The following is a 20566-nucleotide window of genomic DNA, read 5'->3' on the forward strand; positions in this document are numbered from 1 at the left end:
ATTCGTCGCCGCAAAAATCCGCAGGTATTAGCGGGTTGCCGGCAGCAGGGTCTGGACCACCAGTCCAGTGGTCTTGAGACCATTCTGAATGGCCTGTTCGATATGCGGTGCGAGGTAGGGCAGGGTCATGTTCAGCACGATCAGTCCCACACCCAGCGTGATCGGAAAACCGATCGCAAAGATGTTGAGCTGCGGTGCCGAGCGGGTGAGGATGCCGAGTGACAGGTTGGTGATCAGCATGATGGCGATCACCGGCAGCGACAGCTGCAGGCCGACCGCGAAAATAGTCGAGCCGAACGCGGCCACGTTGTGAAAACCCGCTGCGGATAAGGGTTGCGTACTGATGGGCAGCCCCTGGAAGCTGTCTACCAGCGCGCCGATCATCAGCAGGTGGGCGTTCACTGCAAGGAACACCAGCGCCGTCATCAGGTTGAAGAAGCGGGCCAGCACCAGCGTCTGGCCGGCGCTTTGCGGGTCGAAAAAGGAGGCGAAGCCCAGACCCATCTGCAGGCCGATGATCTCGCCTGCGGCTTCGACCGCAGTGAAAATCACGCGCATGACAAAGCCCATCGCCACGCCGATCAGAAACTGCTGCACCAGGATGAACAGCCCATGCCACGAGCCCAGGCTGACGTCGGGCATGGGGGGCAGGGTGGGCGCGATGATCAGGGTGATGAACACGCCGAGTCCGATCTTGACCCGTGCGGGCACCGAGCGGTGGCCCAGCACCGGCGCCACCATGACGAGGCCGAGAATGCGGGTGAGCGGCCAGATGAAGCTGATCAGCCAGGCATTGAGCTGGGCGTCGGTGAGGCTGATCATGAATATTTAACTAGATTGGCCGTTCGAATTGGAGTCGAGACGCGAAGACAAGCCGAAGACAGTGCTGTAGCACGGTAATGCGCGGTCGACAAAGTATCGGCTCCAATTCGAACGGCCTAGCCGATGATGCCGGGCAGGCCGGTCAGTACCCGCCGCATGTAGTCGATCATCACGGTCAGCATCCACGGCCCGGCGATGGCAAACGTGACCAGCACGGCCACCACCTTGGGAATGAACGACAGGCTGGGATCGTTGATCTGGGTGGCGGCCTGGAACACGCTCACGGTCAGGCCGACGATCAGGGTGACCAGCAGCACCGGAGCCGACACCAGCAGGGTCATTTCCAGCGCTGCGCGGCCGATGGTCATTACGCTTTCGGGTGTCATGACACGTCCTAATAAAAACTTTGCGCGAGCGAACCCAGCAGCAGGTTCCAGCCGTCGACCAGCACGAACAGGATGAGCTTGAAGGGCAGGGCCACGATGGCGGGCGAGACCATCATCATGCCCATCGACATCAGGATGCTGGCAACGACCATGTCGATGATCAGAAACGGAATGAATACGGCAAAGCCGATCTGGAACGCGGTCTTCAGCTCGCTGGTGATGAAGGCGGGGATCAGCACGCGCATCGGCACGTCGGCTGCCGACTTCATCGCGCCATTGCCGGACATGCGGGCGAACAGGGCGAGGTCGCTTTCGCGCGTCTGCTTCATCATGAAGGCGCGCAGCGGAATGGCACCTTTGTCGAGCGCTTCCTGCATCTGGATCTTGTTTTCCGCCAGCGGCTGGTAGGCCTCGACGTAGATCTTGTCGAACGTCGGGCCCATCACGAACAGCGTCAGGAACAGCGCCAGTCCGATCAGCACCTGGTTGGGCGGCGACGACTGGGTGCCCAGCGCCATCCGCAGCAGCGACAGCACGATGATGATGCGGGTGAAGCTGGTCATCATCAGCAGCGCGGCCGGCAGGAAGGACAGCGAGGTGAGCAGCAGCAGGGTTTGCAGGCTCAGCGAATAGGTCTGGCCGCCGCCGCTCGCTGGCGTGCTGGTGAATGCGGGCAGGCCGGCCTGCGCCAGCGCCAGCGACGGCAGCAGCAACGCCAGCATCAGCAACACACCCTGCAACCAGCGGGGAAGGACGGTATTGGACACGGCTGTATTACGCACGGCGTTTCTCGATCAGTTGCTGCAGACGCGCAGCAAAGCCGCCGGGCACCGCTGCGGTCAGCGACCGGGCTTCGCCGCGCGGCAGGGTGGCCAGCGCATTCACGCTGCCGGGTGCCACGCCCAGGACCAGCCAGGACTCGCCCACTTCCACCACCACCACACGCTCACGCGTGCCGACGGAGGTGCTGGCGACCACCTGCAAAGGGCCCGACGCGCTGCCGGGCGCGACGCCCATGCGCTTGCCGACCCAGGCGGTGGCGACGATCAGCAGCAACACCGCGACCAGACCGATGAAGACCTGCAGCAGGCTGCCGGCGGCGGAGGCTTCGGGCGCGGCGGCGTCCATCGCAGTCGCGGCGTGCGCCAGTGCCGGCAGCAGCAGGCTGCATGCGACGGCCAGGACAGTCGGCATCGGCTTCATCATTTGTTGAGTTTCCGGATGCGCTCGGCGGGGGTGATGATGTCAGTCAGGCGTATGCCGAACTTGTCGTTCACCACCACCACTTCGCCCTGTGCGATCAGGCAACCGTTGACCAGCACATCCATCGGCTCGCCCGCCAGGCCGTCGAGCTCGACCACCGATCCCTGCGCCAGCTGCAGCAGGTTCTTGATCGAGATCTTGGTTCGACCCAGCTCCACCGTCAGCAGCACCGGGATGTCGAGAATGAAATCGATGTCATTGGCGAGCCCGCCCGACACGGTATTGCCGGCCAGTTCGGGAAAGATTTCCGATTCGGCCTTGGTTGCCGGAACGGTGGTCTGTTCGGCCATGGCGGCCGCCCAGTCGTCTTCGGCTACGGCTTGATTGGTGTCATCAGACATTGGGGTCTCCTGTGTGCATATCGGCCGAGCTGGCCGAGAGCAGTTTCTCGACGCGCAGGGTGTATTGGCCGTTGAATTTTCCGTAGGCGCATTCCATGACGGGTACGCCGTCCACCTTGGCTTCGATCGTTTTCGGGATGTCGAGCGAAATGATGTCGCCGACCTTGAGGTCGACGATGTCGCGCAGGCTGACGGATGCGGTGCCGAGGTCGGCAACGAGCTCGACTTCCGCCAGCTGGATCTGCTGCCGCATCAGACGGATCCAGCGCTTGTCCACTTCCAGGTTTTCTGCCTGCAGGCTGCTGGCGAGCTGGTCCTTGATCGGCTCGATCATCGAGTAGGGCATGCACAGGTGCATTTCGCCGCTGATCTCGCCGAGCTCGATGGCAAAGGTCACCGCCACCACCACTTCGTTGGGGGTAGCGATGTTGGCGAACTGAGTGTTCATTTCCGAGCGGATGAATTCGAATTCGACCGGGAAAACCGGTTCCCAGGACTTGGCATAGTTCTCAAACACGATATGCAGTACGCGCTGGATGATGCGATGCTCGGTCTGGGTGAAGTCGCGGCCCTCGACGCGCGTATGGAAACGCCCGTCGCCGCCGAACAGGTTGTCGACCATCAGGAAGACCAGATCGGGGTTGAAAATGATCAGCGCGGTGCCACGCAGTGGCTTGATCTGGACCAGGTTCAGGTTGGTGGGCACCACCAGGTTGCGGATGAATTCGCTGTATTTCGAGACCCGCACCGGGCCGACCGAGATTTCCACCCCGCGCCGCAGAAAGTTGTAGAGACCGATGCGCAGCAGGCGGGCAAAACGCTCGTTGATGATCTCGAGCGTCGGCATGCGGCCGCGCACGATGCGCTCCTGCGTCGCCAGGTTGTAGGGGCGCGCGCTCTTGCCGTCGACTTCTTCGCTGGGCGCCTCGTCGACGTCGCCCGTCACGCCTTTCAGCAGCGCATCGACTTCGTCCTGCGAGAGAAAGTTTTCGGCCATGGATTTACTGGATCACGAAAGAAGTGAACAGGACGTCATCGACCAGCTGGGGCTCGCCGTCCGGATGGAGCGGCTGCTTCACCTGATCCATGATTTCCAGCGCGAGCCGCAGCTTGTGCTCCGGCGTGATCAGGTCGTCCGGATGCTTGGATGACAGCAGCGTCAGCAGGCGGCTGCGTACGCGCGGCATGTGCAGTTTGAAGGTGTCCACCTGGGCCTGGTCGGTCACCTGCAGCGTGATATCGGCCTGCAGATAGCTCTCGCCGCCCTGCAGGTTCACGGTGAAGGTGTCGAGTGGCAGGAAAACCGGCGCCTTGGGCGGTTCTGCCTTCGCCTCCTTGGGCGCGTCGCCGGACGACATGAAATACCATGCCGCGCCGCCGCCTCCGCCCAGCACAAGCAGAACAAGCACGATCAGCACGATCAGTTTCGTCTTCGATTTGCCGGCGGGCTTGGCTTCGCCGGTGTCGTCGACTTCGACTGGGGGCGCTTCAGGTTTGGCCATCGATACGGTTCCTGTGGTTTAAGAATTCGGTTCTGGTAGGGGAATTATCGAAGCCCGCAAGCGGTTTCGATGTCGGAAAAAGAGGGGGAAAAGGGACGCATATCGGTTTTATCACCGGCAGCGGGCGCGCCAGTCCGGCACGTGGCCACGGTTTTTTTGTGGATCATGAGCTGCCCATCGGCCCGCAGACGGACGTGCGGCAAGGCGCTCGTCAGGCGAAGGTGTCGACCAGCCCGCGGGACTGCCGGATCGGCATCTGGCCGGTCTGCAAACCACCCAGCGCATCGTCGCTTCCCGGAAGCAGGCGGGCGATTCCCTGTGGCTGGCGTGCATCACGCTCGTTCTGCTGCGGGGTTTCGCTGCTGACCGTTGCCTGGCCCAGCTCAATACCGGCTTCGTTCATCATTTCGCGCAGACGCGGGAAGGCGGCTTCGAGCGCCTGGCGGACTTCGGGCTGGGCGGAAAAGAAACTGGCCGTGGCCTGGTCGTTCGACAGGTTGATCACCACCTGCAAGGGCCCCATGTTGGGCGGATTGAGGGTGAGCGTGGCGGTCTGCTGGGCGGCGCCCGCCATCCACACGATTTTTTCGCCCAGCGCCTGGTTCCAGGCCGTGGTGCCCACCTGGGGTGCGAGCTTGGGCGCCGCCGCTTCGTGCAGTGCCGCCAGGGTTTCAAACGCGGCGTGCGGCGCGGCGCGCAGCGTGGCGCCGGAGAGTTCCGGGGCGGCTTCGCCGGCATTCAGGGCACCGATCTTGCGGCTGCTTGCCAGCTGTTCCGAGAAGGCGGCGCTGGCGGCGAGTTTCGCGCTCGCCTGGGCGTCGGCCTTGATGGATATCGCCAACGCCTGCTTGGGCGCCCCGGCATCTGTTTTTTCGGCGGACTGGCCGGACGGAATGTCCAACGCCGCACGGCCCTTGCGGCCGGGCGGAAAAGGCTGCCCGTTGTCCGCGGCCATTCGGGTGAGGAGATCGGCGTCCGTTTCGTCCGCTGCCGCCGCATCAAGCCGGCCCAGTGCGATCAGCGGCATCGGCATGCCGGCGGGCACGGCCACGCTGGCCGGATCGGCCGCCGGCAATTCGGGTGCGGCCAATTCGACCGCGATGGGCTTGGCCTCGGGCGCGGCGTCTGCCGGCTGCGTGGTGGTGCCCGGCGGTGTGGGGGTGTCCGGCCGGGAATCGGCCTGGGCCGACTGGGCCTCGGTCGACTGCGTGGCCGCACCGTCCTTGTTGCGGCTATTCGCCATTTCGCCTGACAGCACCTCGCTGAACGGCGGTCCGGACGGGTCGGACGACGCGCGGTCTGCCTGTTTGCCGGACGTGCTCTGGGGCTGCACGGGGTTGAGGTTCAGGGCTTGTGCGTTCATGGCGTCGGTCCGGGTTCAGGAAGGGGTGGGCTTGTGTCGCGCGCTGCGGGTGGCGAATTCGTCATTCTGCTTCTGCTCGCGCCACGCATCGCGGCGCTGGGTTTCCTTGGCGGCGCGGCTGACCAGCGTGACGAAGGACATTTTCTTTTGCTCGCAGGTCTGCCAGGCGGTGCGCGCCAGCGCGACCCGCTGCTCGGCATCGCTGACGACCTTCTGCTGGCCGACGATGGCGTGGTCGAGCTTCTGCATGAAAACCTGGAAATTGTTGAAATGCGTGGTGCTGATGCCGGTGGCCAGGTTGGACTGGCAGCGCGCGGCGTAATCGTCGCGGTACTGGATCAGCAGGTCGAGCTTCTGCATCGCATCCTCGCCCGCGCGCAGCGCGATGCCGAGCAGACGAGCTGCCTCGTCGGCGTCCTTGTTGGCGAGTTCGATCAGGGTATGCAGTGCAGTGGTATTGGCCATGGGGTGCGCGATCGATTAAGTGGGGGACCGGAACAGGGCTTCGAGTTCGGCCAGGCTGGCACCGACATCGGAGCGTTCCGAAATGTTCTGCTGCAGAAAGGCCTCGAGCGCCGTCTGCAGGCGGATGGCTTCGTCCAGCAGCGGGTCGGAGCCGGCGGCATAGGCGCCGACGTTGATCAGGTCGCGGCTGCGCGCATAGCGCGAATAGAGCATTTTCAGGCGCCGTGCCAGATGCTGGTGCGACGGGCTGGTGATGGTCTGCATCACGCGGCTGATCGACTGCTCGATGTTGATCGCCGGGTAGTGACCACTTTCGGCCAGCGTGCGGTCGAGCACGATGTGGCCGTCGAGAATCGCGCGCGCGGCGTCGGCGATCGGGTCCTGCGGGTCGTCGCCTTCGGTGAGCACGGTATAGAAAGCGGTGATCGAACCGCCGCCCGCCTTGCCGTTGCCGGCGCGCTCGACCAGCGACGGCAGCTTGGCGAACACCGACGGCGGGTAGCCCTTGGTGGCGGGCGGCTCACCGATCGCCAGCGCGATTTCGCGCTGCGCCATCGCGTAGCGGGTGAGCGAGTCCATGATCAGCAGCACGTTCTTGCCCTGGTCGCGAAAATGCTCGGCGATGGTGGTGGCATAGGCGGCGCCCTGCATCCGCATCAGCGGCGGCGTGTCGGCCGGGGCGGCGACCACCACGGCGCGCGCGAGACCTTCCTCGCCGAGAATCTGCTCGATGAATTCCTTGACCTCGCGGCCGCGTTCGCCGATCAGGCCGACCACGATCACGTCGGCGCTGGTGTAGCGCGCCATCATGCCGAGCAGCACGCTCTTGCCGACGCCGGAGCCGGCGAACAGGCCCATGCGCTGGCCGCGGCCCACCGTCAGCATGCTGTTGATCGCGCGCACGCCAACGTCGAGGATTTCGGTGATCGGCGCGCGCCCGAGCGGGTTGGCGGCGCGCCGGTTGAGCGGCGCGGTGGCCATGGTTTGTAACGGGCCGAGCTCGTCGAGCGGGCGGCCGTTGCTGTCGAGCACGCGGCCGAGCAGCGCATCGCCGACCGGCAGGTGGCGGGTGCGGTCGCTGGGGCGGCGGCGCGGATGATTCACCTGGCCGATACCGGGCAGGGTGGCGGTCACTTCCACCGGAAACACGCGCGCGCCCGGGACGATGCCTTCGATGTCGCTTTGCGGCATCAGAAACAGATGGTCGCCGGAGAAGCCGACCACCTCGGCCTCGATCTGTGAGCCGTTTGGCAGCGGCACGGTGCAGGCGCTGCCCACCGGCAGCTTCAGGCCCACCGCTTCCATGACCAGCCCGGCCATGCGAGTGACGCGACCCGACACCTGCATCGGCTCGGCGATCGCAAGCAGTTCGCTGCAGTCATGCAGGTAGGCTTTCCAGCGGTCGCTATGGGTATGCGGGTTCATTTTTTCGTGTCAGACAATCAGCCAGTCGGAGTTCTTGCTCAGCGCGGCGCTCAGCCGTTGCCAGCGGGTCGGCAGGGTGGCGTCGATCTGGTTGCTGCCGGTCTCCACGCGGCAACCGCCACGCACCAGCTGGGTGTCGCCCGCCACCTGCCAGCCCATTTTGTCGAGTTCGTCGCCGATCTGGTCCTTGACCAGCCGCGCATCATCCGGATGCAGGAACAGCAGGGCGGGTTGCTGCAGAACGGGCAAGTAGCGCACCGCTTCCTTGACAATGGGGATGACCAACTCGGGCTGGATCGCCAGCGCCGAACGTAGCAGCGCTCTGGAAAAATCCAACGACAAATCAAGTATTTGCTGGGAAACGATTTCGTCGGCCTGGCGCAGTTCCGCAGTGAACGCGTCGGCCAGTTCGCGTAGCCGCACGGCTTCGAGGGCCGCTTCCGCGCGTCCGGCGGCCAGCCCTTCGGCATGGCCGCCGGCGTAACCTTCCTGTCGTGCCTGTTCCTGGATCGCGGTGATCTGCTCGATCGTCGGCAGGCTGACGCCGGGGCCGCCGCCATGCCGGGCAGAGTGCGGGTCGGCATCGAAGCTGGTCATTTCCCACGGCTGGGCAGCATGGTCCGTGCTGGAAATCACACAATTAGACATATTGCTCTTCACCCTTCGCGCCCAACGAGATCTGGCCCTCGTCGGCCAGACGGCGGACGATCATCAGGATTTCCTTCTGCTGCGCCTCGACTTCTGACAAGCGGACCGGACCTTTCGATTCCAGGTCCTCACGCATCATTTCAGCGGCACGTTGCGACATGTTCTTGAAGATTTTCTCGCGCATTTCTTCCGATGCGCCCTTGAGCGCGATGATCAGCGAGTCGGACTGCACCTCGCGCAACAGGAGCTGGATGCCGCGATCCTCGATATCCATGATGTTTTCGAACACGAACATCTCGTCCATGATCTTCTGTGCCATCTCCGGATCGTAGTTTTTCAGGTATTCCATGGCGGTGGATTCGTTCTCGCCGCTCATGAAGTTGAGGATGTCCGCTGCCGCGCGGGTGCCGCCCATCGGCTGTTTTTTCAGCACGTCGCTGCCGGACAGCAGCTTGGTCAGCACGTCGTTGAGCTCGCGCAGCGCCGCCGGCTGCACGCCGGACAGGGTGGCGATGCGCAGCAGCACGTCGTTGCGCTGGCGCTCGGTGAAGCAATTGAGCACTTCGCAGGCCTGGTCGCGCTCCAGGTGCACCAGGATGGTGGCGATGGTCTGCGGGTGTTCGTTGTGAATGAGGTCGGCCACCGATTCGGAGTCCATCCACTTCAGGCTTTCGATGCCGCTGGCGTCGCCGCCGCCGCCGAGAATCCGGTTCAGCAGCGACGAGGCCTTGTCGTCGCCCAGCGCCTTGGTCAGCACGGTGCGGATGTAATCGTTGGAGTCGAGCCCCAGCGACGAATTCATGTCCACCACCGTGTTGAAGTCTTCCAGCACGTTGACGACATCTTCCTGCGGGATTGACTTCATGCTGGTCATGGCCTCGCCAAGCTTCTGCACTTCGCGCGGACCGAGAAATTTCATCACCTGGGAGGCGCCTTCCTCTCCCAGTGCCAGCATCAGAATTGCGCCCTTGGTGACGCCGCTGTTGTCACTCATTGCTGCCCACCCAGGTCTTCACGATATTGGCGACCACGCGCGGATCCTGGTTGGCCAGCTGCTGCGCGCGGGTCAGGTTTTCTTCATAGTTGCGCTGGCCCGGCAGCAGATTCCCCCCCCCGGCATGCTGCAGCTGCTGAACCGGCGCCGGCGGCGGCAGCTTGGCCATTTCATCCAGCTTTTTCAGCATTGGCTTGAGCCCGCGCAGATACAGCAGCACCAGCGCCACAGCCATCAGCAGATACTTGCCCGCGGTTTTCGCCATTTCGATGTATTCGACGTTTCCGGACTGCTTCCAGAAGGGCAGGTCGGGGAGTGCATCCACCTCGGCGCGGGCGAAGGGCGTGTTGACCACGTTGACCGAATCGCCGCGCTCCGCATTGAAGCCCATCGCATCCTTGACCAGATTGGTGATCTGCGTGATCTCGGCCTCGGTCAGCGGCTGCATCACCACCTTGCCTTCGGCATCGGTGCTGCGCTTGTGGTTGACCACCACCGCGACGGACAGCCGCTTGAGCCCGCCGCCGCCCTGCTGGACGTATTGGATGGTCTTGTCGACTTCGTAATTGAAGGTGGCATCCTTGCGCGTGGTGGTGGCCGGGCCGGCAGCGCCGGCCGGCGCTGCCGCCTGGTCAGGCGCCACGATGGGCGCGGTGGCCGGAGCCGGCGGCTGGTTGGTCAGCGCGCCTGGCACGCCGGCGGGGTTGGCGACGCCGTTCAGCGATTCGCTGGTCTGCTGGCTGCGCACCACCATGGCCTCCGGCGTCTGGTTCGGCTTGTAGGATTCCACCGCCTGTTCGCTGCGCGAGAAGTCGACATCCGCGGTCGCCTCGGCACGCACGTTGTTGGGCCCGACGATGGGCGTGATGATCGATTCGATGCGGCGCACGACGCTTTGCTGCAGCTCCTGCACATATTTGATCTGGCTCGGGTCCATGCCGCTGCTGCTGCCGGCGTTCCGCCCCGCATCGGACAGCAGGTTGCCGTTCTGGTCGACCAGGGTCACGTTCTTGGTCATCAGTTCCGGCACGCTGCTGGCGACCAGGTGCACGATCGCGCTGATCTGCTGCGGATCGAGCGTGCGGCCGGGGTGGAGGTTGAGCAGCACCGAGGCGGTGGGTGATTTTTGTTCCGACACGAAGACCGAATCCTTGGGCATGGCCAGATGCACGCGCGCGGCCTGCACCGCCGATACCGATTCGATCGAGCGGGCCAGCTCGCCTTCCATGGCGCGCTGGAAATTGATCTGCTCGACGAACTGGGACGAGCCCAGACGCTGGTTTTCCATTAGTTCGAAGCCGACGTTGCCGCCCTTGGGCAGGCCCTGGGAGGCCAGTTTCAGGCGTGCGTCATGCACGTGGGTGGAGGGCACCAGCACGGCACCGCCGCCCTCGGCGTATTTGTAGGGGATGCCCATCTTTTCCAGCTCGGCCACGATGGCACCGCCGTCGCGATCGCTGAAATTCGAGAACAGCACCCGGTAATCCGGCTGCTGCCCCCACATCCAGACCGCGACCATGGCCGCAACCATGGCGGCCACACCCAGCGCCAGCAGGACTTTTCGACCGCCTGACGTCTGGGTAAACGACATGACGTTGCCTGGAACCACGATTTCGCCTTCTACCGCCATCTTTCCGCTCCCACCGTTCTGGCGTCATGGGCCGCCCTGTCTACGGTTGTCGTGTTCATCCGTGTTTCCCCCATGGAATGTCGCTATGTGAAGGCATTATCGGCAGTGGCGCCTGTTTCAATCGGGGGAATAACAGCCGGTTTACCGCGCTTATTGCCCTTATGGCTTGCGTCCGGCCTGATAAGGTGGTCACGTGAAAAACCGCCTGAGCAGACAAAGGAGGGCACGATGAGCATAGGTGCGATCGATACCGGCAGGATCGAGGCAATGGTGGCGCAGCTGCGGGCAGCCGCCGCGGCGGCGAGCCCGGCGGCTGAACCCGCCCAGCAGGCCAAAGCGGCCGGCTCGGTCGATTTCGCGTCGGCGTTGAAGTCTTCGCTCGACCAGGTCAACCAGACGCAGTCGCAGGCGCAGGCTCTGGCCCGGCGCTTCGAGACGGGCGATACCACGGTGAGTCTGTCCGACGCCATGATTGCCCTGCAAAAATCGAGTATTTCCTTCCAGCAGACCGTTCAGGTGCGCAACAAGCTGGTGGAGGCGTATCAGAACATCATGAACATGGGCGTCTGACCCCGCTCTACCCTACTTGTTGTTGGCGTGCATCAGCACGTAGCGCAGCGCGTTGGCGAGGTCCTCGGCAACGAATTTCGCCACATAGGCGTCCGCCCCCACCTTTTTCACGTGTGCTTCGTTGGTCGATCCGGTCAGTGACGAATGGATCACCACCGGGATGGAGTTGAAGCGCGGATCCTGTTTGATGTTGCGGGTCAGCGTGAAACCATCCATTTCGGGCATTTCCAGGTCGGTCAGTACCAGGGCGACGCGGTCCAGCACGGTTTTCCCCTCGGCCTGCGCCTTGTCGGAGATCGTCTGCAACTGATCCCAGGCTTCCTTTCCGTTCTTGCACATGATGTAGGGCAGTTTCATCGCCTCCAGACCCTGCTCGATCATGGTGCGGGCAATCAACGAATCGTCCGCTGCCAGGATGACGGTCCCCGGCTTGATGTCGACCGTGGTGTTGATGTGGGTGGTGCCGTGGTCCTCGTCGCTCGGCGGCATGACCTTGCGCAGGATGGTCTCTACGTCCAGCACCTGCACCAGGCGGTCGCTGTTCTCGCCGTCGAGGCGGGCGAGACTGGTCACCATGCCGCCGGCGGCATTGCCTTCGGCCGACATCACCTGACGCCAGTCGAGGCGCACGATATCTTCCACCGATTCGACGGCAAACGCCTGCGTGGTGCGCGCATATTCGGTGATCAGCAGGATGTTCAAGCCGGTTTTCGGGGTGCAACCGGCAAACGCCGGCAGGTCGATGACCGGAATCACCTGGCCGCGCAGGTCGACCACGCCCATCATGTGGGCATGCGAGCCGGCCACGGCAGTGATCATCGGCATCGGGATGATTTCGCGGATCTTGAATACGTTGATGCCGAACAGCTCGTTACGGTCGAGGTTGGCATCCACCCCCAGACGGAACAGCAGCAGCTCCAGCTTGTTGGAGCTGGTCAGATTGGTGCGTTCGTCGATTTCCTGCTGGATCGTTTGCATGGGGTCTCCTGGGTGTTCGGTTGAGGGCGACTGGCGCGGTTCAGAGCGAGTTGCGACGCGCGCGCTCGATATCCATGACAAAGCGCTGCAGATGGGCCGCCATGTCGTTGGGCAGATCGATGAATTTGCAGCCGAGCCGGGTCTGGAAGGCGCCGTTCTGCAGACGGATCTGCGCCGTATTGCGGACTTCCAGCATGGTCACGACGACGTCGGTTTCCGGCAGCAGCAGGCGGCAGTCGGGCAGCCGGCGGCCGGTTTCCGTTCCGAGTCGGCCGCTGGGGTCGACCAGCGCCACGCCGCCACAGCCGATGTCCACGATGTGGGTGTTGATCGCTTCGTTGTCATCCATGCCCAGCGGTACCGGGATCAGACAGCGGGCCGGATTGGCGATCGGCATCGGCACCCTGAAGTGCTCACGCCGCTGCAAGCGGACCATGGACTCGGGCAGGGCGATGCGCAGCGCCGGCAGTTTCTCGAATTCGCACAGCGTCACCGGGCCGGTGGTGAACGAGATCGACACGCCGTCGATCTGGGCGACGAATTCCGCGCCTTTGCCGGACAGCAGGTCGTGGTTGAGCGCGTCGCCGCGGGCGCTGTCGAGAATCACCGTGCCGCGGGTTTCGTTGATGGCGAGCACCGAGGTGACGATGATTTGCCGGCTGCCCTTGAGGTCGAGGTTGACCAGCAGTTTGCGTTTCTGCAGCGCACGCAGCTGGAATACGATGTCCGCGCGCGAATGCAGCGTATAGGGCGCAAGCGGATTGTCGCGGTCGACAGGGTCTGAGGTGAGGGGTGATGAAGTAGGCATTCGGGGCGGACGTCAGGGCGGCGTAGGCGCGCGGTCGTTTTTGGATTCTTCCAGATGATAAAGCCAGGCCAGCAGTTCGGCCACTGCAATATACAGCTGCGGCGGAATGTGGCTGTCGAGGTCGACCTGCATCAGCAAAGCCAGCAATTCGCGTGATTCGTGGACATACACCCCGGACGCGCGTGCACGCTCGATGATGGTATCGGCCAGAATGCCGCGCCCCTTGGCGACCACGCGCGGCGCGCCGTCGCTTTCGCGATAGGCGATGGCGGCCGCGGCGCGTTGCCGGTCGGGTTGCGGCTCAGGCATCGCCATCGTGTTCCACCGTCAGGGTCTTGAGTGCGCAGCCTGCCGCAGCCAGCTGTTCGGCGAGGCGCGCGCGGTTGCCCTGCAGCACGGGTTCGGTGTCGGACTGCTCCGGCACCATGCGGATGCTGAACGCCTGCTGCGCGTCGAGCCGGATATGCACGTTCACGGTACCCAGCTGCGGCAGCGTCAGCTTGAGATGCGATTCCCAGCCCCTGCCGGCGGTTTCGTCGCCGCCGGGGGCGGCATTTCCGTCCTGTTCCTGATCGGCATCGTGACGCAGCATCCATTCCAGCGGCTGCCCCGGCCACAGTTCGCCGCGCCAGACGAATTGCGGCGACTCCAGCACCTGCAACTGCTGAGTCAGCAGGGCGAGCAGGGGATTGGCCGGCGCCTGGGGCGCGCCACGCGGCGCTTCGGCGGCCGGGCGGTTTTGCGGCTCCTGCAGCAGCCCGTCGAGGCTGTCCTGGCCGACCACCCAGTTGGCCAGGTGCGATTCGTAGAACAGCCCGCTGCGGACCAGCGTGGTGCGCAGCGCGAGCGCAAGGATGGACGGATTGATCGTGGCCTGGTCGAGCAGCGGACCGGGTGCGGTCAGCGTCGGCAGGGCGCCGCGTCCGGGCAGCTGCTGCATCAGGTCGCTCAGCATGCGCGCGGTCTGACTCAGCTTGGGCGCATCGGTGGCGGCCGTTTCTGGCGGGTCGAGCAGGAATACCGGTTGCGGCATGTGGCCGGCAAAGCGCAAGCGCAGGGTGTCGCCCGGCGCCGTGTGCTGGGGCAGGCGCATGGCCACGTTTTGACCCTCGATCTCGACCAGCGACACGCCTTGCGTCAGGCTTTTGACCAGGCCGGTCAGCGTCTGGCCAACCTTCAGATGTTCAAAGGCGGCGCGCGGCCCGGCCTGGTCGCGCTCGGTGGCATTGAGGACGCGCTGTGCGCCCACGAGGCCGGACAGTTGACGATTCGGGCCATCCAGCGCGGGCGGGACATCCAGAATACGAGCCAGGAACTGAACCGGAAACATGGGCCCGGGTGTCAGGCCCGCTGTGCGCCGTAGGCCTCGACGCTGCGCTGACTGGTGCGAATCGCGCCGAGGCGCTGCTGCAGCATATGCATGTGCGGCTCGGTGAGGGCGCGGATTTGGGCGTCGTGTTGCAGGATGGTGCGGATGATTGCAACCTTGGCGCGCTGCTCGGTGGCGCTGAGCGGCACCGGCGCGGCATCCATCAGGCTGCCGACATAGCCGCGGCAGCGTTGTTCCAGCATGGCCAGTTCGTCCCACTCGCCCTGGCGGGCGGCGGTCAGCATGGTGCCGGTGAGGGCGGAGAGCGATTCGTAGGTGCTGAGCATTTCGTTGCTGGTCATGTCGATCTCCGGATCAGGCAGCCATGGAATGGTGGGATGCGCCGGGCGCGGCGTTGCTGATCTGTTGCCATGCGCCATGCAGGTCGCGCAGCAGGGTCAGCACTTCTTCCAGCGGGGCGGTCTGATTGTTGATGTGCGCGAGCATCAGGCGCTGGCTCATGTAGACGTACAGCGCTTCAAGCTGCTGCGCGATCTCGCCACCCTGGTGCGGATCGAGCGCGGCCTGCAGTCCTTCCACGATGATGTTGTTGGCCTTGCTGATGGCGGCGGATTTCTTCGGGATGTCGCCTTCATTGATGTGCTTGATCGCCATCCGCACGGCCAGTTCTGCGCCTTCGTACAGCATCACGATGAGCTGGTGCGGGCTGGCCGCGACGACGCCGGTCTCCAGCCCTACATTGGCATACGTGTTGGCGGCGCTTCTGAAATTCGTATACACGTCTCTCTCCTGATGGGTTCTTTAGTTGTTTGACGGCTGGCTGAGCAGTTGCTGCGTCAAAAACGTGCTGGTGCTGTTCATGCGGCTCAGCATGAGATTCAAGTTGGTGTACTCGGCGGTGTACTTTTTCTGCAGGGCCAGCATCCGGTTTTCCAGCCGGTCGACTTCCTCGCTGCGGTCCTTGACGAAGCTCTTGAGACTTTCGGTTCGGCTCTCGATCAGGCCGCCGGCGCTCAGCGCAGTCGTGGCCCACGCATCCATCCGGGTGGCGAAACCCGAAGGTGACGAGAACAGGTTGACCACATCACTGTAATCGGTCGCAATCGCGCTGTTGAGCGCGCTGCTGTCCAGCGCCAGCGTACCGTCCGCCTTGGACGTAATGCCGACCTGGGAAAGCGAGCTCAGGGTGCCGCCGGTTGCAGGCGTGATGAAAATGTTGCGAAGTTGATCCTGCATCGTGCGCAGGGCACTGTCCCCCGCGAGGACGCCGCCCGCGCTGCCTGTGCTGCCGTATGAGGAACGCGACTTGATCTGGCTGGCCAGTGCGTTATAGGCGTCGACAAAACCGGACGCTGCGGTGCTGATGGCCGCGGTGTCGCGCGCGACGGTCAGACTGGCCGGCGTGGCCGTCGTGTTCTTGAGCGTCAGCGCGACGCCCTGGATGGCCCCGCTGACCGTGTTGGACGCGCTGGTGATCGCGATGCCATTTACCGTGAGGCTGGCATTCTGGGCGGCCAGGGTCTGGTTCAGGTTTTGCGTGCCGGCAGGGTCATAGCCCAGCAGGCTGTCGATGCTGCCGTCGCCGCCGCTGGTGGTGATTTTCAGGCTGTTGCTGGCGCCGGTGCTGCTAGAGGTCAGGGCCAGACGGTAGGGCGTGCCGCTGCCGTCGTTGACGATGGTCGCAGTCACTCCCGCGGAAGCGGCATTGATCGCGTCGCGGATGCCTTCCAGCGTGTTGTTGGTGCCGTCGATGACGACGTTGACCGTGCCGCTGCCGTTGGAGGTGAACGCAGCGCCGCTGTACACCCCGTTGGTCAGCGTGCCGCCGCTGATGGTGCCGAGGTCAATCGTGACCGTGGTGGCCGTTCCGTCGCCGATGGCGACGTTGCTGGCGGTTTGCCCTGCGGCGACCAGGTTCTGGGATTGGGCAAGCTTGCTTACGTTCACGCTGTAGGTGCCGGGTACTGCGGTGCTGTCTGCCGTGGCGGACATCGCACCGGTATCGGACGGCGTGGCGGAGAGTTTCTGCAGCGTGGTATTCAGGGATTTTGCTGCGGTTTGAAATCCCGATACCAGGCTGCTGAGCGTGCCGAAGGACGAAATCTTGGTTTCGTAGCTGCTGATCTTGGCGTTGAGGCTGTCAATGGGACGGCGCTCGATCCCCATCAGCTGCGAAACGAGCGTGGGCACATCGAATGCGGTCGTGGTTGAAGCGGTGATTGCCATGATCAGCCTCCCGGCTCAAGCCTTTTGGGTGAGCAGCATACCCTGCTGGAATTGTTCGATTCCGCGAGATATGGCCAGTGTTGCTTCGGACGGAAACTGGCGAATCAATTCGCCAGTGCTGGTGTCCACCATTTTCACCACGGTTTCCCGGGTGTCGGTGTCCACGCTGAATTCAAGGTTGAGATTCGACTGTCGCATGACGCTATTGATCGCTGCAACGGCGCTTTTCAACTCGGCGGGTGTGGGTTGCACAGGGGCATTCGGAGCCGGGGCCACGGTAACAGCCGCAACGGCAGCCGCCTTGACAGGCACTGCGTCTTGGGTGCGTGCACCAGGCTGTGCAGCCTGATTCATCTGGGTACTAGTCTGGATAATCATGATGGATATCCTTTAAGCGAAATCCCAGGCCGGCCGGGCCGGACTGGGAGTCTTGCCTAGTTATGCTTAACGCAACAGCGTCAGCACGGTGCTCGGCGTCTGGTTGGCCTGCGCCAGAACCGCGGTACCAGCCTGCTGCAGAATGTTGTTGCGTGCTTGTGCCGACGTTTCAGCAGCGTAGTCGGTATCCATGATCCGGCTGAAGGACGCCGACAGGTTCACCGATTCGGTCTGCATGGTGGCCACCGCAGAAGCGAAGCGCACCATGTCGGCACCGTAGTTGGCACGGGCGGTGGTCACGGTGCCAATGTCGGTCGTGATGCCGGCAGCCGTGGTGGCGGTCGGGGCGGCGATCACGGCGCTGACGCCGGTAACCTGGGTGCCGTTGCCGTCCACGGTGGTGGCGGTGGCGGCGGTCGTCAAACCGGCGATACGCGCGTTTTCCGCGATCAGGGCAGTGGCTTCGGGGCCGGAGGCGGTGCCGCCCAGCTGCACGGCGATTTCGTACAGGCGCTTCAGGTTTTCGTGAATCTGCGCGGCATAACCGTCGTTGGTCTGTGCCTTGGAAATCGCGTCGCTGGCGTTACGGGTGGCCACGTTGGTGCCACGAATCTGCTTGTCGTAGCCGGTCGCAATGCCGAGGCCGGTCGCGTCGTCCTTGGAGCTGTTGATCCGCAGACCGGATGACAGGCGCTCCTGGGCGACTTGCAGGCCGATGGCCGACTTGTTCAGTGCTGCGCCGGCGAACAGTGCGCTGACGTTGGTGTTGATTACTTGTGCCATGATGTTTCTCCTTAAGTGGGTCGAATAGTCCGGTCTCTGATGCCGTCAACTTTGGTCTGCCCGCTGCGTGGGCCACATGAACCGCCGTTGTGAGAGGAATCGTCGGGGGTCGGAGAAAGTTAAGGCCGGCTTTCAAAAAACTTCATGGGTTGGGTGCAAACCTGTGCGATGCATTGGATATAGAGTCGCTTCATTCGGCATCCGGCGGCGCCGCCTGCGCGGCGGGGGCGAGAAACACGCGATTCTTGCCGGCCAGCTTGGCCTGATACATGGCGCCGTCGGCGCGGGCGATTGAGGCCTCCTGCGCTTCGCCGGCACTGCGCTCGGCCACGCCGGCGCTGAAGGTGATCAGCACACGCTCGTTGTTGTCGAGGAAATATTTCTTGGTGAGGCTGCGCTGCAGGCGGGTGATGATGCGTTCGGCTTCGCCCAGCGGCGTGTTGGGCAGGATGATGAGGAATTCCTCGCCGCCCAGGCGCGCGATGTGGTCGGTGATGCGCAACTCTTCCTTGGCGACCGCGACCAGATGGATCAGGGCTTCGTCGCCGGCCTTGTGGCCGCGCTTGTCGTTCAGCGACTTGAAATTGTCGACGTCGAGCACGGCCAGGCTGAACGGCGTGCCGTAGCGGTCGGCGCGCGCCGCCTCGCGCGCGAATTCGTCGTCGAGGCCGCGCCGGTTGAGGCTGCGGGTCATCGGGTCCTCGCGCACCAGCGCGCTCATCTGCGCGAGTTCGGTTTCCAGCTGGCGGATGCGGCTTTCGGCATTGATGGCGGCGTCGCGCTCCTCGATCAGCTGCAGATGGGCGCGGTGGCTATCGGCCTGCGCGCTGCGGGTTTCTTCGAGCAGGTTTTCGAGGATGCGGTTGAGCTCGACCACGTCTTCGGTATTGCTGATGCGTTCGATGTGCGAGGCGAGCTTGCCCTGGTATTCGTCGTTGGCCGCCACCACGTCGCCCATGCGGCTGACGAAGGTGGTCATGGTGGCCTTGAGGTTGGCGGTGGCTTCGCGCAGGCCGTGCTTCACCATGCTCTGCTTGTAGATCACTTCCTTGAGGCGCTTTTCGGCGTCCTGCAGCGCACGGATCTTGATCGGGCCGGCGATGACCTTTTGCACCACGTCGAGCTGGCCGCGCAGCCAGGTGTCGTCGTCGAGCAGTTCGCCGATGTTTTCCACCAGCAGCAGCAGCACGCGCTTGAGCGTGTCCTGCAGGCCACGGGCATCGGACGCCTGCATTTCAATGTTCATCCACAGCGATTTCAGGCCGCTGGCGGCGGCGTCCAGCGCGGCGGTGCTGTCGGCTTTGCGCACCGACACGGCGAGTTCGCGGGCCTTTTCCTCCAGCCGGGGAATCGGCTCGAGCTGCGGTGCGACGCCGAGTTCCAGCGTCTTCGCCAGCAGTTCGCGCAGCTGCGCCTGGGGATCCTGGGACTGACCGGCGGCGGCGCGTGCCGGCCGCTCGCGTTCTGCCGGCAGGCGGTCCTTGCCGTCCGGCTGCTTGAGCTGGCGAACGACGTCGGACAGCACCCAGCCACACTGGCGCCAGTCCTGCTTGTCGATGGCGCGGACAAGGCTGGCCGCCTGGGCCGCCAGCGCGGGGTGCTGGGTTTCGATCTCGCCCGCCAGCGCCGTCAGTGCGCTGGCGGCGCTGGGCGCCTTCGACGCGCCGGCTGCTGCACCCGTGGGTGCGCCGACGATTTCCCCGTACAGGGTCTGGTAATTGTCCGGCGTCGGGGCAATCCGACGCAGCGCCAGACGGCGCAGGGTTTCCCGCGCGACTTCGGTCGGGTTGTCCAGGTTGATGCGGGCTTCAGCCATGTTTGTGGGACCCGGTTCTAGCCGGGACGATCAGGATATTCGAATGGTAGTGCGGAAGCGGGGGAGCCAAAGGGCCAATTAAGGCGGGAAAAGCCTCGTATTTCCACGCCTGAAACCTATCACCACTTGCATGGTAGGGTCTAGCTCGGCCGCAGGGCGTCCGCACCGGGGGAAAACTCAGTCCAGCAAGCCGTTCTTGATCGCGTAATGGGTCAGTTCGGCGTTGTTCTTGAGCTGCATTTTTTTCAGCAGGCGGGCCCGGTACATGCTGATGGTCTTGACCGACAGCGCGAGCTTGTCGGCGATGGCGGAAACGGGCAGGCCGGAGGCGATCATGCACAGGGTCTGGTATTCGCGGTTGGAGAGCCCCTCGTGCGGTAGGCTGTCGCGTTCGCCGCTGACCTGGCTGGCGAGTTCCTGCGCGACTTCGGCGCTGATGTATTTCTTGCCCGAGGCGACCATGCGGATCGCATCGACCAGCTGGGCGGGTGCGCTCTGCTTGTTGAGGTAGCCGGCGGCACCGCTTTTGAGGGCGCGCACCGCGTACTGGGTTTCGCGGTGCATGGACAGCATCAGCACCTGCAGGCCGGGATGCTCCTTCTTCATCAACTCCAGCGTCTCGATGCCGCTGCGGTCGGGCATGGTGATGTCCATCAGCACCATGTCCCAGGATTCGCGGCGGGCCATTTGCAGGGCGCGGCTGGAGCAGTCGGCCTCGCCGGCGACCTCGATGTCGTCGACCTCGGCCAGGATCTGCTTGAGGCCTTCGCGTACGATGGCGTGGTCGTCGACGATGAGGATGCGATAGGGTTTGACGGCTGCCACGGAAGTCTCTGCT

Annotated in this window: 25 protein-coding genes; 1 reads left to right on the plus strand and 24 read right to left on the minus strand. The window is 64.0% G+C overall.

Annotated elements, in window-relative coordinates; translation table 11 throughout:
- Window positions 1-27: 27 nt before the first annotated feature.
- From fliR to fliF, 13 genes are all read right to left on the minus strand, one after another.
- A complete protein-coding gene (gene fliR, locus Q8R61_RS01090) occupies window positions 28-822 on the minus strand; it encodes a flagellar biosynthetic protein FliR (RefSeq protein ID WP_305533463.1) in 795 nt (264 codons plus the stop codon).
- Window positions 823-938: 116 nt separating this feature from the next.
- Window positions 939-1208, minus strand: coding sequence for a flagellar biosynthesis protein FliQ (gene fliQ / locus Q8R61_RS01095; RefSeq protein WP_305533464.1), 270 nt, complete (start codon window positions 1206-1208; stop codon window positions 939-941).
- An 8-nt stretch (window positions 1209-1216) separates the two neighbouring features.
- On the minus strand, window positions 1217-1930 hold the full coding sequence (fliP, locus tag Q8R61_RS01100) for a flagellar type III secretion system pore protein FliP (RefSeq protein WP_305533886.1): 714 nt from the start codon (window positions 1928-1930) through the stop codon (window positions 1217-1219).
- A gap of 52 nt (window positions 1931-1982) precedes the next feature.
- Entirely contained in the window at window positions 1983-2414 is a 432-nt protein-coding gene (gene fliO, locus Q8R61_RS01105) for a flagellar biosynthetic protein FliO (protein WP_305533465.1), read from the minus strand.
- Window positions 2411-2812 (minus strand): flagellar motor switch protein FliN, encoded by a 402-nt coding sequence (gene fliN, locus Q8R61_RS01110; protein ID WP_305533466.1) that lies wholly within the window; start codon window positions 2810-2812, stop codon window positions 2411-2413. The genes fliO and fliN overlap by 4 nt, the downstream gene beginning before the upstream one ends.
- On the minus strand, window positions 2805-3809 hold the full coding sequence (gene fliM, locus Q8R61_RS01115; RefSeq protein ID WP_305533467.1) for a flagellar motor switch protein FliM: 1005 nt from the start codon (window positions 3807-3809) through the stop codon (window positions 2805-2807). The genes fliN and fliM overlap by 8 nt, the downstream gene beginning before the upstream one ends.
- 4 nt (window positions 3810-3813) lie before the next feature.
- On the minus strand, window positions 3814-4314 hold the full coding sequence (fliL, locus tag Q8R61_RS01120; protein WP_305533468.1) for a flagellar basal body-associated protein FliL: 501 nt from the start codon (window positions 4312-4314) through the stop codon (window positions 3814-3816).
- A 211-nt stretch (window positions 4315-4525) separates the two neighbouring features.
- Entirely contained in the window at window positions 4526-5677 is a 1152-nt protein-coding gene (locus Q8R61_RS01125) for a flagellar hook-length control protein FliK (RefSeq protein ID WP_305533469.1), read from the minus strand.
- A 15-nt stretch (window positions 5678-5692) separates the two neighbouring features.
- A complete protein-coding gene (gene fliJ / locus Q8R61_RS01130) occupies window positions 5693-6142 on the minus strand; it encodes a flagellar export protein FliJ (protein ID WP_305533470.1) in 450 nt (149 codons plus the stop codon).
- Between the two features lie 15 nt (window positions 6143-6157).
- A complete protein-coding gene (fliI, locus tag Q8R61_RS01135) occupies window positions 6158-7567 on the minus strand; it encodes a flagellar protein export ATPase FliI (protein WP_305533471.1) in 1410 nt (469 codons plus the stop codon).
- A gap of 9 nt (window positions 7568-7576) precedes the next feature.
- Window positions 7577-8215 carry a flagellar assembly protein FliH gene (locus tag Q8R61_RS01140; protein WP_305533472.1) on the minus strand — a complete coding sequence of 213 codons (639 nt, stop codon included), beginning with the start codon at window positions 8213-8215 and terminating at the stop codon, window positions 7577-7579.
- A complete protein-coding gene (fliG, locus tag Q8R61_RS01145) occupies window positions 8208-9209 on the minus strand; it encodes a flagellar motor switch protein FliG (protein WP_305533473.1) in 1002 nt (333 codons plus the stop codon). Before fliG ends, Q8R61_RS01140 begins: the two co-directional genes overlap by 8 nt.
- The gene (gene fliF, locus Q8R61_RS01150; protein WP_305533474.1) at window positions 9202-10839 is read right to left on the minus strand and encodes a flagellar basal-body MS-ring/collar protein FliF; all 1638 of its coding nucleotides are present in this window, start codon (window positions 10837-10839) and stop codon (window positions 9202-9204) included. The genes fliG and fliF overlap by 8 nt, the downstream gene beginning before the upstream one ends.
- A gap of 228 nt (window positions 10840-11067) precedes the next feature.
- Here fliF and fliE point away from each other — a divergent pair, with 228 nt between their 5' ends.
- Window positions 11068-11409: a flagellar hook-basal body complex protein FliE gene (fliE, locus tag Q8R61_RS01155; protein ID WP_305533475.1), complete on the plus strand. Its 342-nt coding sequence runs from the start codon at window positions 11068-11070 to the stop codon at window positions 11407-11409.
- Window positions 11410-11421: 12 nt separating this feature from the next.
- On the opposite strand, the gene Q8R61_RS01160 is transcribed toward fliE, so the two are convergent.
- The 11 genes from Q8R61_RS01160 to Q8R61_RS01210 all read right to left on the minus strand — a co-directional run bounded on the left by Q8R61_RS01160 (window position 11422) and on the right by Q8R61_RS01210 (window position 20553).
- Window positions 11422-12387, minus strand: coding sequence for a chemotaxis protein (locus tag Q8R61_RS01160; protein WP_305533476.1), 966 nt, complete (start codon window positions 12385-12387; stop codon window positions 11422-11424).
- 40 nt (window positions 12388-12427) lie between these two features.
- Complete coding sequence (locus Q8R61_RS01165; protein ID WP_305533477.1) at window positions 12428-13195, minus strand: flagellar brake protein; 768 nt, start codon at window positions 13193-13195, stop codon at window positions 12428-12430.
- A 12-nt stretch (window positions 13196-13207) separates the two neighbouring features.
- Entirely contained in the window at window positions 13208-13504 is a 297-nt protein-coding gene (locus Q8R61_RS01170; RefSeq protein ID WP_371133528.1) for an EscU/YscU/HrcU family type III secretion system export apparatus switch protein, read from the minus strand.
- Window positions 13497-14525, minus strand: coding sequence for a flagellar hook-length control protein FliK (locus Q8R61_RS01175; protein ID WP_305533479.1), 1029 nt, complete (start codon window positions 14523-14525; stop codon window positions 13497-13499). The genes Q8R61_RS01170 and Q8R61_RS01175 overlap by 8 nt, the downstream gene beginning before the upstream one ends.
- Before the next feature lie 11 nt (window positions 14526-14536).
- Window positions 14537-14866, minus strand: a complete 330-nt coding sequence (locus Q8R61_RS01180) for a flagellar protein FliT (protein WP_305533480.1) — start codon at window positions 14864-14866, stop codon at window positions 14537-14539.
- Between the two features lie 13 nt (window positions 14867-14879).
- Window positions 14880-15305: a flagellar export chaperone FliS gene (gene fliS, locus Q8R61_RS01185; RefSeq protein WP_305533481.1), complete on the minus strand. Its 426-nt coding sequence runs from the start codon at window positions 15303-15305 to the stop codon at window positions 14880-14882.
- A gap of 21 nt (window positions 15306-15326) precedes the next feature.
- Entirely contained in the window at window positions 15327-16751 is a 1425-nt protein-coding gene (gene fliD / locus Q8R61_RS01190; protein WP_305533482.1) for a flagellar filament capping protein FliD, read from the minus strand.
- 15 nt (window positions 16752-16766) lie between these two features.
- Entirely contained in the window at window positions 16767-17129 is a 363-nt protein-coding gene (locus tag Q8R61_RS01195; RefSeq protein ID WP_305533483.1) for a flagellar protein FlaG, read from the minus strand.
- A 66-nt stretch (window positions 17130-17195) separates the two neighbouring features.
- Window positions 17196-17912, minus strand: a complete 717-nt coding sequence (locus tag Q8R61_RS01200) for a flagellin (protein ID WP_305533484.1) — start codon at window positions 17910-17912, stop codon at window positions 17196-17198.
- A gap of 190 nt (window positions 17913-18102) precedes the next feature.
- A complete protein-coding gene (locus Q8R61_RS01205) occupies window positions 18103-19728 on the minus strand; it encodes a GGDEF domain-containing protein (RefSeq protein WP_305533485.1) in 1626 nt (541 codons plus the stop codon).
- A gap of 177 nt (window positions 19729-19905) precedes the next feature.
- Window positions 19906-20553 (minus strand): response regulator transcription factor, encoded by a 648-nt coding sequence (locus Q8R61_RS01210; protein ID WP_305533486.1) that lies wholly within the window; start codon window positions 20551-20553, stop codon window positions 19906-19908.
- Window positions 20554-20566: the final 13 nt, after the last annotated feature.

The organism is Thiobacillus sp., assembly GCF_030696885.1.
GTDB lineage: Bacteria > Pseudomonadota > Gammaproteobacteria > Burkholderiales > Thiobacillaceae > Thiobacillus.